This is a genomic window from Hydrotalea lipotrueae (genome assembly GCF_019249625.1).
Lineage (GTDB): Bacteria > Bacteroidota > Bacteroidia > Chitinophagales > Chitinophagaceae > Hydrotalea > Hydrotalea flava.
The window spans coordinates 70,317-81,902 of the sequence record NZ_JAESDL010000017.1; the positions used below are offsets into that span (position 1 = coordinate 70,317).

5 protein-coding genes are annotated in these 11,586 nt (G+C 36.0%); all 5 read right to left on the reverse strand.

The features are described 5' to 3' along the window. Window positions 1–14: 14 nt before the first annotated feature. Window positions 15–3,092: a SusC/RagA family TonB-linked outer membrane protein gene (locus tag JK139_RS10865; protein ID WP_218331287.1), complete on the reverse strand. Its 3,078-nt coding sequence runs from the start codon at window positions 3,090–3,092 to the stop codon at window positions 15–17. Between the two features lie 407 nt (window positions 3,093–3,499). Next, entirely contained in the window at window positions 3,500–4,984 is a 1,485-nt protein-coding gene (locus tag JK139_RS10870) for a RagB/SusD family nutrient uptake outer membrane protein (protein ID WP_218331288.1), read from the reverse strand. 27 nt (window positions 4,985–5,011) lie between these two features. Further along, window positions 5,012–8,080, reverse strand: a complete 3,069-nt coding sequence (locus tag JK139_RS10875) for a SusC/RagA family TonB-linked outer membrane protein (protein ID WP_218331289.1) — start codon at window positions 8,078–8,080, stop codon at window positions 5,012–5,014. A 254-nt stretch (window positions 8,081–8,334) separates the two neighbouring features. Further along, on the reverse strand, window positions 8,335–9,366 hold the full coding sequence (locus JK139_RS10880) for a PorP/SprF family type IX secretion system membrane protein (RefSeq protein ID WP_218331290.1): 1,032 nt from the start codon (window positions 9,364–9,366) through the stop codon (window positions 8,335–8,337). Between the two features lie 78 nt (window positions 9,367–9,444). Beyond that, window positions 9,445–11,586: PKD domain-containing protein (locus tag JK139_RS10885; protein WP_218331291.1), on the reverse strand; the 2,142-nt coding region annotated here is incomplete at its 5' end.

Consider the following 11,586-nt stretch of genomic DNA (forward strand, 5'->3'; position numbering starts at 1 on the left):
TTTATTTGAATAAATTAAAAGGTAACATTTAATCCTATTGACACAGTTCGAGCCTGAGGCACAGTTAAAAAATCTGTTCCAGCGGCCGTAGTGGTCTCACCAAAAGTGTTAATTTCAGGATCAAATCCGCTATACTTCGTAAAAGTTGCTAAATTCTGTCCCTGAATATAAAACCGCATAGAGGATATAGTCAATCTTCTCAAAATACTTTGAGGTAAATAATAAGCAATTGTTACAGTTTTTAATCTTAAGTATGAACCATCTTCCAAAAATCTGGTAGAAGTTCTTCTATTATTATTAGGATCACCAAAAACCGCTCTGGGATACCTGATGTCAGTTGTTGGATTGGAGGGAGTCCACCTATTTAAGGTAGTTGCAAATTGGCCAAATATACTATTCATTCCTTCAGCAAATGCACGTGTATTGTTATAAATTAGATTGCCCACCTGATATTGAGCAAAAACTGAAAATTCAAAATTTTTATATTTGAAAATATTACTAAATCCTCCAAAATATAATGGTTGTGCATTTCCGAGTATAGTTTGATCTGCACCGGTTATAGCAGATCCCCCTGTTAAACTTTTAAACTTTAAATCGCCGGGAGAGGTAAGTGAACTTTGAAAAGGGGCACTTGAAATCTCAGATTTAGATTGAAATACTTTATCTACAATATACCCTCTAAAAGAACCTAATGCATATCCTTCCTGAACCCAACTAGCAAAACCAGCAGCAAATGGCTGCCCACTTAATTTGGTAACACGATTATTGTTCCAGGTAATATTTGCATTAAAGTCCCAACTAAAATTATTTATTTTTACTACATTAGCATTTAAAGAAAGTTCTATGCCCTTGTTTGTAATTTGTCCAATATTTGAGGCAATACTGGTAAATCCCGAATTAAGAGGCAATGGTAAGTTAAATAATAAATCGTCTGTAATATTCTTGTATACATCTACTGTAATATTGACCCTATTAAACAAACCCAATTCTAAACCTATATCAGCAGCTTTACGATTTTCCCAACTTAAACTCGGATTTCCCAATTGTCTGGGTGCCAAACCAGGTAACTGATTAATATTAAATCCGGGAGAAACTAAGGCTAAAGCTGCAAAGTCTCCAAAATTTCTATTACCTGTGGTACCATAACTGCCTCTTAATTTCAAATTAGAGATAATTCGATTATTCTGAAGAAACTTTTCTTCACTGATATTCCATCCACCGGAAATTGAATAAAAATTACCATAACGGTTATTGGCTCCAAAATTAGAGGATCCATCTCGCCTAAAACTTGCACCTAATAAATATTTTCCTTTGAAAGAATAATCAGCTTTGCTAAAAAAACTTACTAAAGCGTTACTTGTAGCACTAGAACCTGCGCCAGATTTAACTGCACCTGCATCTAACTGGGTTATTGTATTTCCGGGAAAATTTGTGGCAGAAGCATTGATTGTTTCGTAATTGAATGTTTGTACTTCATTACCAATTAAGGCTGACAATTCATGGTTTCCTGCCCGATCTATTTTTTTCCTGAAAGTTAATACATCATTCCACAATAATGTATAATAGTTTGTATTAGCCTGATAACCATTTCCATTGGTGCCTCGTCCGGAATTAGTGGTGGTGGGATAAAACCTGGATTCTCTTAAGTTTACTGAATTTACACCAAAGGTGCTTTTAAATGTTAACCAGGGTTTAATTTTCCACTCTCCATAGGTATTTGCATTCAAGGTGTTTGTGATTGCTTTTATGGTAGGTTCGTAAGCAACTGCCAAGGGATTATCTATACTTGAATTTCTATCACGACCATAACTACCATCCGCATTGTATGCTGGTGTATTAGAACCTAGCAAAACTGCAGTTGAAAGTACGCCATAAATACTGTTATCATTCACCAGTCTGTTATTTTGAGATCTAGATAATGCAATTACCCCTCCAATTGTAAAATTATTGGAGATTTTGTTCTCTAAATTCATTCTCAAATTATAGCGCTCATATCCTGAACCAATTAAAGTTCCTTGCTGGTTTAAATATCCGCCAGAAAAATAAAACTTAGTTTTTTCATTTCCACCGGAAGCACTAAGTTCATAATTTTGAATAGGTGCATTTCTAAACACTAAATCTTGCCAATTGGTACTTACACCTTTAGCACTATCTGCAATTAATAATCCATTTCCACTCCCAAATAACGCATTTACTAAAGCATCTAAATTTGGGAATGGATTTGGAATTAAATTACCATATCTATTAAACACTTCCTCACGAACCAAGCCAATATATTGTGGACCTGTGAGTGGCTGAATTTTTCTCCAAACAGATTGAATACCGTTCTGAGAGCTAAAACTTATTTTAGTTTTTTGATTAGCGCCACGTTTAGTAGTAACCAATACAACGCCATTATTAGCTCTTGAGCCATATAAAGAAGCCGCGGCAGCATCTTTTAAAATTTCAATAGATTGAATATCATCTGGATTTAAATCAGATAGAGGATTTAAACCCTGACCACCAACACCGATTGTTTGTAAATTGTTCGTTATAACCGGTACACCATCAACCACCCACAGTGGTTGATTTCCGGCACTCAGTGAAGAAACTCCTCTAATTCTAATAGAAATTCCACCACCGGGAGTACCTGATTGTGAACTTACTTGAACACCAGATGCCTGACCCTGAATTGCCTGATCCGGGCCTGCAACAGGTAGATCTTGTATCGATGAACCTGAAATGGTAGCAACAGAACCTGTAAGTTCTTTTCGTTTTTGAGTACCATAAGCTACAACAACTACTTCATCTAATTTTGAATTAGATGGTTCTAATTTTACGTTAATTAAAGTGGCCCCTTCAATATTTACCTCTTTTCTGGCAAAGTTTAAAGAAGTAATAATTAAAGCCTTAACATTAGCAGGAACTGCTAATGAAAACGTTCCATCACTTTCTGTACTCGTCCCAATTTTCGTTCCTTTTGCCAAAATGGATGCTTTTTCAACGGGTTTGCCGTTTTCATCCAGAACCGTACCTTTTATGGTACGATTTTGTGCCCACAATTGACCCACAGTCAACAATGCACACACGAGAAGCAATAGCAGTTTTCTCATAATTCTCTGTGTTTTAGTTTTAAAAAAAGTTAAAAAAGGATTTCAAATATAAGTTATCAAAACATTAAAGACATAAATTTTCTATAAAAAGTTGCAAAAAAATAAAAATTATCACTATTGTTCGACAAAACTTAACTTAAAAATCGCTGTAATCTTTTGCTGTAAAGAATTACAGGCTAAAAAATGATTATTTCAAAGTTGGAGGGAGCACCCCATCATCTTTTGAAATCGACTGAAATATGGTTCTGTAAGGGGGTTAAACCATTATTTTACAACTTTAGTCGGACAACAATGTGAAATTATCTTTTTTTTAAAAAAAATATTCTTGGATTTAAGTTTAAGATAATTTATAATTAAAAAAGGCCAAATTTTAATTTAGCCTTTTTAAAAATTAATTAAAAAAAATATTAATACCCGTTATTCTGAACAATATTGGGATTCACTAATACCTCATCCTTTGGTATGGGAAAGATGATATTTAAGGTTGCAGGTGTAACATTTAAGCTTTGTATAATGGCATTAGTGGCATCCTGCGCCTGTGGTTTTACAAAAGAACGCTGCAACCGGTAAAAATCCCAAAAACGGTAACCTTCCCATGCTAATTCTTTACCCCGTTCAGTTAAAATATCTTCTAACACCTGCGGGCCGGAAGAGGTATAACCTGTAAAAGCAGGATCTCGTTGCATCGCTACCATGTTCAAGTATTTCAGTGCATTAATGGGATCGTTTAAATTGTAATAAGCTTCCGACAAAATCAGTAAAACTTCTGCATAACGTACAATTTTTACATCATCATAATTAATCGGATCAATAGGGTATTTGGTTATATAATAGGCAATACCCAATTGACCGGAACGGGTACTTGGATTATACAATTGCCGTCTGGCATCGGTTAAAGTATACGAATTGTAGAAATCTTGTGTTGCCAAAATATCACCATAGCTTCCAATTGGTTTGGGTACATAGAGGTTCGCCAATGTACCATCTGAAACACTATTGTTGGCGTCAGAAGTTACTTCAAACATGGTTTCTACCCTGTCAGTTCTTGGAGTAGTTCCTTTCCAGTAATTTACAAGGCCTGTACTTGGAGTTAAGGTAAAGCCTCCATTATTTACCACATCTAAAGCGGCATTTTTAGCATTGGTCCAATCGCCCATGTGCTGATAAACTTTTGCCAATAAACCTGAAATGGCATATTTAGAGCAGAAAGAAGAATTGACACTTCTGGTTTGGCCGGTACTGAGAAATGTCATGGTACCACCCTGATTAAATTTTGCAAGAGAATAAGCTTTATTTAAATCGGTCAATGCCTGTGCATACACTTCTTTAATGGTATTACGGGCAGGTTTTGCATTTTGATTGAATGTTAATACAATAGGTACACCCGGGCCATTGGGATCTTTAGCATAAGGCAAAGCATAATTTCTACATAAATCAAAATATACCATACCTCTAATGGCATATGCTTCAGAGAATAATTGACTGATATTGTCATTGGTTATAGCCAGTCCGGAATTGATGATCAAATTTGCATTTTTGATGGCCTGATATGCATTGAACCAAATATTGCTGGCATAACCATCGGTAACCACCATATTGTACAAATTAAAACCGGTATAACGACCAGAATTTTGACTGGATTGGAAAGCATGGTCGGCCATTAAATCTCCTTTTACGGCAAAGGTTCTGCCATAAAAATCAGTTGCCCGCAATGAGGCATATAAGCCATTGACTGCCGCATTTAAATCGGCCTCAGATTTAATTGCATCGCTCAAAACAGATGCATTGTAAGGTTTTAGATCTAAAAAACTTTTTTGGCAGGCAGATAAAAATAAAATCAGCCCCAATAAAGTAAGCTTACTTAAATGATTGTATATTTTTAAATGTTTCATTATCAGAAATTTTATTAAGTAATGAATTTAAAATGTTACGTTTAATCCAACGGTTAATGATCTGGAAGGTGCAACGGCTTGGTTGTTAAATCCTTGCACACCCTGCTCCGGATCGCTGGTTAAATTATTATCATAAACTTTTGTCCACAAATTGCTTCCGCGAACATAAAATGCGAGTGCAGATAAATGTAATTTTGATAATACATTTTTATCTGTTAATCGATAACCTAATTGAACATTTCTCAAGCGTATATAATCACCTTTATAGATAATACGGTCTGAACCACTTGCGCCATTTCTGGAGTCTCCATAAATATATTTAGGCACATTGGTAATATCACCTTTTTTCTGCCAGCGGTTCATCATAAATGCATATTTGCCGCGGGTAGGAAAACTACCATCCGTAAAGAAACGTGCATAGTTATCTACAATATAATTTCCGTAGTTGTAATAAAAATCAATACCAAAAGAAAAATTCTTATAAGTAAAGGTATTGCCCAAACCCCCAAAATCGGTTGGTGAGGCAGATTTACCTACTAAATATAATTTGGCAGAAGCAAAGGTTGAAGTAGTAGCAGATTTGGTACTGTCAGTATACCAAAGCGGATTTCCATTATTAGGGTCTACACCTGCCCATCCTCTGGTATAAAACGAGTAGAAAGGCTGGCCTGCTCGCATTAGGAATGCACTGCTTTGCGGATTGAACTGATCTCCTGTAGGCAAATTGGTTACTGCATTTTTATTATGCGCATAATTGAAATTTACCTGCCAGGTAAAATCTTTCGTTTGAATGGGTATCACAGATATGGAAAATTCTATTCCTTTATTTTCCATGCTACCCAAGTTGCTGATTACTCCGGTAAAACCGGTTGTTCTGGAAATTTGCTGACTCAATAAAGAACCATCTGTTTTTCGATTATAATAATCAGCAGTAATGTTTACTCTGTTTTTAAACAAACTCAAATCAAATCCTATATCAAATTGTTTGTTTTGTTCCCAGGTTAAATTAATGTTTCCAATATTATTAAAAGTACCACCGGCAACACCATTATAATTGTAACCAAAACCAAAGGACGGTCGCCATTGGTAGTTGCCTATTTCAGCATTACCATTGGTGCCATAAGATGCCCTTAATTTAAGATTAGTAATAGCGGGAATATTTTTCATAAAATTTTCATTCACCACATTCCAGGCAAATCCTATTGAATAAAAATTACCATAAGGGTTGCTACTACCAAACCGGGATGAACCATCTCTCCTAAAACTACCATATAAAGAGTAACGGTCATCATAACTGATATTGGCAGTAGAATAAGCCCCGGTGAATGCATAATCGGATGATACCTGAATACCCAGCGTAGAGGTTGCTGCATTTTGAGAAGAATACAAATCTAATTTAGGCGGAAAACTCTGAGCAGAACCCTGTTGCTGCAAATACGCATTGCGTGTAGCTTCATAACCTACTTTTATATCTGCATAAAATTTCTTATCCTTATTAAAATCAAAATGATAATCTAACTGGTTATACCAATTCCATAAAAAATTTCGCGTATACAATGATAATGCATAGCCTGCAGTACCTGAACCATCTCCATGAAACTGGTTATTAAATTGATACTCTTCGTTACCATTAAACTGCAATCCCAGATTACTGGTAAATTTCAGTGATTTCCATATTTTATATTCTACAGTTTCTGTTCCAAAAATACTTAATGCCTTTAACCAGCGTTTATCATTGGCGGCAATGTATAATGGATTATAGTGGGCAGGAAAGCCGAAATTATTTCCGGAAATATTTAAAGTTCCATCCGGATTAAATGGATTTTGCGTTGGCCTTAATACCAATGATACATATCCGGGATTTCCAAAATAACCACCTCCTCCGGAAATACCGCTTGAAGCCAATACTGAATTTTGAACCACATTACCTACCGTTACTTTTGTTGTAAAACTTAATCGGTCGGTTGCCGCATGGGTTATTTTAATATTACCTGTATATCGGGTTAAATCTGCACCAATGGTAGTACCCTGTTGTTTAAAATAACCACCTGAAATAAAATACCTGGTTTTACCATCACCACCTGAAGCACTTAAATTATATTGATTTTGAATACCTGTTTGGGTTACCAAATCAAACCAATGAATATCTACACCATTGCCATAACCATACGATGCTAAAGTATTATTAATAGTAGTTTGGCTTGCATTATTATTAACCAGCCCTTCCTGCAACAAAGTAAACCAGTCTGCTGCCTGTAATGCTCTTCCGGCAGCCGGTGGTGCAATTACATTATTGTTGCCTAATTCTGCACTTAGGTTAAATTGTGTTTTACCCATTTTACCGCTCTTGGTAGTAATAATAATTACACCATTTCCACCTCTTGAACCATAAATGGATGTAGCTGCTGCATCTTTTAAAATAGAGATACTCTCTATATCATCGGCATTAATGGTAGCTAAAACATTAGTACTGGGATTGATGTTAAACCCACCTCCGTTACCATTCGATAAATCACCACCATTCATAACAACACCATCAATTACATACAAGGGTTGTGATGCACTTAACGAAAAAGATCCTACCCCCCTGATTCTTATTTGTTGGTTGGCACCCGGTTGGCCTGTAGTAGCTACCGACTGTACCCCGGCAGCAGCGCCTTGCAACATTTGGTCAATTGACCCATAAGGCTTATCAGCCAATTGTTCGCCACCTACTTTCACTATTGCAGCGGAAGAATTACTCTTTTTCTGAAGACCATAACCGGTTACAACCACTTCTGATAAATCTTTACTGGAGGCAGATAATGATAGGTTAATAATACCCTTGTTACCTACAGGAATATATTGTTCATCTAAACCGACATGGCTAAACTGAAGCCCTTTCACTTTTTCTGAAACATTAATAGAATAGATACCGGCGGCATTGGTAACTGCAGTACCAACCACCTTTTTATCGCCGCCTAATGCATTGATGGAAACACCTACCAACGGTTCTCCTTTTTCATCCGTAACCTTGCCGGTTATAGTGCGGTTTTGTGCAAATACCTGGCTTACTATTAAGCACAAGCATAGTAACAGGAAATAAACTTTTCTCATGTATGCAGGATTTTAATTTTGGTTAATGAAACAATGTTATTAATAAAAATTTAACATTCCAAAAAAAATTTTAATTATTTTTAGTATCAAAGGATGACTTACTGTTTTAATTTTACATTCAATGTAAAAATTTTAACGATTTCATCCGTTTTTAAAATGCAATATTTTGCCAATAATTGCATAAAAAAACCTGCAAAAAGCAGGATTTAAAAGTATATACCCAATATAAATGTGAAAATGCACTGCCATTGCAATTAAAACCTCGTACACCTTAACTTATCTAAGGTACTGTTTCTAATTTTGAGAAAACCATGATAAGATGCAGTTAACTCAAATCCACCCCGATAATTCGATACGGTTTTTAACTTAGAAACATTTACATCATAACTTAACCCCACACTCATGTGTTTAAAATCCATTTTCACTACTGGTACAAACGCATCTCCCCAACGCAAAAAACTACCAAAATAAATGGTATATGGATCTTCATTATAAAATTTTTGAACATCAAACCCATATAAAATACCCCCCAATAATTGCCGATAGCCATTTTGTGTAAAATAATCGGCAAAAGCAATAATGCGGTTTCTGTCGGTAACCGGTGAATTGACCCCAACATTAAAAGTAAGTTTGGGATACAGGAAATTTTCTACAGTCCCCGTAACAGAATGTATCACCGGTTTATTAAAATGTGCATAGCCCGCCCCAATATAAAAACGGCCATTTTCTCCATAGCTGCTGCTGAAACTTACACCTGTAGCCAGATCCCAGTAATTGTATCCAGTATTGGTAAACATTTGTGAGGTTGGATTACTGGAATTATAAGAACCACCCAGGTATTGATCGCCGGTTTTAATTAGTGTAGGATCAAATTGGCTGTAAACAGGACCACCCATAAATGCAATAGATAAATAAGTGTCTTTATCATCACTCAACGACTTGCTATAATTTACTACCGGCAAAAACTGTGTGCGTTTTAACTGAATATCACCGGCCTGATCTAAGGTCATTTGAGAACCCAATGTTAACACGTCGTTATTGCCTTGCATGGGCATTTTATATTCCACACTCATAGCTTCTGTTCTAAAGGGTACCGTTACACTGGCCCATTGGTCACGATACACAGTAGACACTCGTAAATCACCGGTAAATACCCCGGCCAATGCAGGATTTCTTAGCAAGGGCTGCTCGTAGAACTGAGAAAAAGTAAGATCCTGTCCAAAAACAAATTGCCCGGACAAGAGAAAAAATATGCAGCAGATGAAGGGTGAGTAGCGTTTTTTCATATTTTTTGGATTTTTATAAAAGACTTTTTAAAGTCTTCCTGAAATAATTAACCAAATCCGCTCATTTTATTATATTTTTTATTTTAATATGGCAACATTTCCTTTATATACATTTGGTAATCCTTTTTCACATAAAACTTCACATACATATACGAAAACATCGGGCGTTGCGGGTTTGCCATGAATTTTACCATCCCATGCATAAGCAGGATCGCCCGGCATAAAGTTGCTTCTTTCAAACAGCAACTCACCCCAACGATTGAATATCATAAAGTGTTTAATTACTTTTATGCCTTTACCCTGTACAATCAGTAAATCGTTAATACCATCTCCATCGGGTGTAAATACATTTGGAATATACACTTCAGCAGTGGGGCAAAATGTTTTTAAACATACTGTATCGGCACTCTGACAACCATATACGTTGGTAGCCACACAACTAATACAGGCATCATCAGAAATTTTGGCCTGTGGTTCCTGACAATTGTAACAAGATAAATTGTTGGCACCGCTCCATGCCCATTGCTTAATATCTTGTTTTTCGGCCACAGCTCTGAAATTATAGGTATCACCCGCCTGTAAAATGGTGTCTTTGCCAACAGTAATTTGTGTTGGATTTCCTACAATAATACTCACTTTACCGGTATCTGTAAAACAGTTGTAACTGTCTTTTGCTATTACAGAATAAGTAGTAGTAGTAATCGGACTCACATACATAGAAGAACTAGTTCCCAAACTACTTCCATCGGGTGCTACCCACTGATAATTATTGGCACCTATGGCTATAATCTGCTTTTGTTGTCCGGCACAAATGGTATCATTGGGAGATACCAATAATTTAAACGGCTGTACTACAGTTATATTGGTAGCACTCATTTGGCTGCATCCAAATTCATTATAACCTACCACATAATATTGTGTATTGGCATCAGGCTTAACAATGGGTGTAGCGCAATTTTCGCATATAATATTATTCTTCTGATCTTTCCAAATGTAACGTTCAGCACCATTAACATTCAATTGAATAGAATCACCTTTACAAATTCTTTGTGGCGCCATAGCAGCTACTTTTGGCAAGGCATGCACCGTAATTTGTTTAATTGCTGAATCCAAACATTGGTTTACGGTACTAACAGTATATTTCACAACATAATCACCTGCATTATTATACCTTATTTCTCTAACCGAATCATTTGAAATGTTACCATTACCCATATCCCATTGACGATGAACAATTGAATCTTGTGAAATTGCGATTCCATTAAAACTAACTAAAGCAGTACGACAAACTTCCTGCATAGATTGTATGCTTACTTTTGGATACTGATATATTTTTACTTTAAAGGAGGCTTTAGCAGTATCACTACAACCAGATTTTCCTTTTACTACCAAAGTAATGTGTCTGTTACCTTCTGTTGTGTAATTTTGGGAAAATGAAGAATGTGTTTCGACTATATCCTCATCAGATTTCCAATTCCATTCCTGAATACCAAAAAGTGTATGACTAGAATCCATAAACTGATAAGTGGTTTTACCACATTTATATAGAGCAGTTAAATGAAAGTTTGCTTTTAATTCGTCTACTTTTATGGTATCATTTACAGATAACGGCATTTCACACCCTGTTGCTGCTATTAACTGCGCAGAAGGAATATATGTACCCCCTTTTATGTAATGATGTTGTATGCTTGTTTGCGTAGTAGTTAAGATTCTACCATCCCCAAAATTCCATCGAACAGAATCGTCGGATAAAATATGGGCATTAAAAGTAACATTGTTGTTGATACAGGTATAGCCGCTATTAAATGAAACTGTTCTTTCAGGAACATGAACAGATAAAGGCATGCTATCAGCATAGGTACAACCTCGTGCTGTTTGGGTAATTAATTTTACAGCATACTGTCCATTGTTTTTAAAAGCATAACGAACACTGTCACCAGACAACGAAGTTCCATCACTAAAGTACCATACTGTTTTTGAAGAAGGTACTGTTTTATTGATTAAAGTAAGAGTGTATGGCAAACATGTGCTACCTGTATCTTTTAATTGTATGGATGCTTTTTGAATTCCAATAATTGTAACAGGTGCACTCACACTCGTTGTACAGCCACTGCCATTGGTAACGGTATAAGTGATAGTAGTTGTGCCTGCTGCAATGGCGGTGATTTTCCCACTGTTATCAATCGTTGCTACTGAAGTATTACTACTGCTCCAAACACC

Excerpts from the sequence above, each read along its gene's own strand:
- JK139_RS10865 (WP_218331287.1), bottom strand. The coding sequence starts at position 3,092 with ATGAGAAAACTGCTATTGCTTCTCGTGTGTGCATTGTTGACTGTGGGT.
- JK139_RS10870 (WP_218331288.1), bottom strand. The coding sequence starts at position 4,984 with ATGAAACATTTAAAAATATACAATCATTTAAGTAAGCTTACTTTATTG.
- JK139_RS10875 (WP_218331289.1), bottom strand. The coding sequence starts at position 8,080 with ATGAGAAAAGTTTATTTCCTGTTACTATGCTTGTGCTTAATAGTAAGC.
- JK139_RS10880 (WP_218331290.1), bottom strand. The coding sequence starts at position 9,366 with ATGAAAAAACGCTACTCACCCTTCATCTGCTGCATATTTTTTCTCTTG.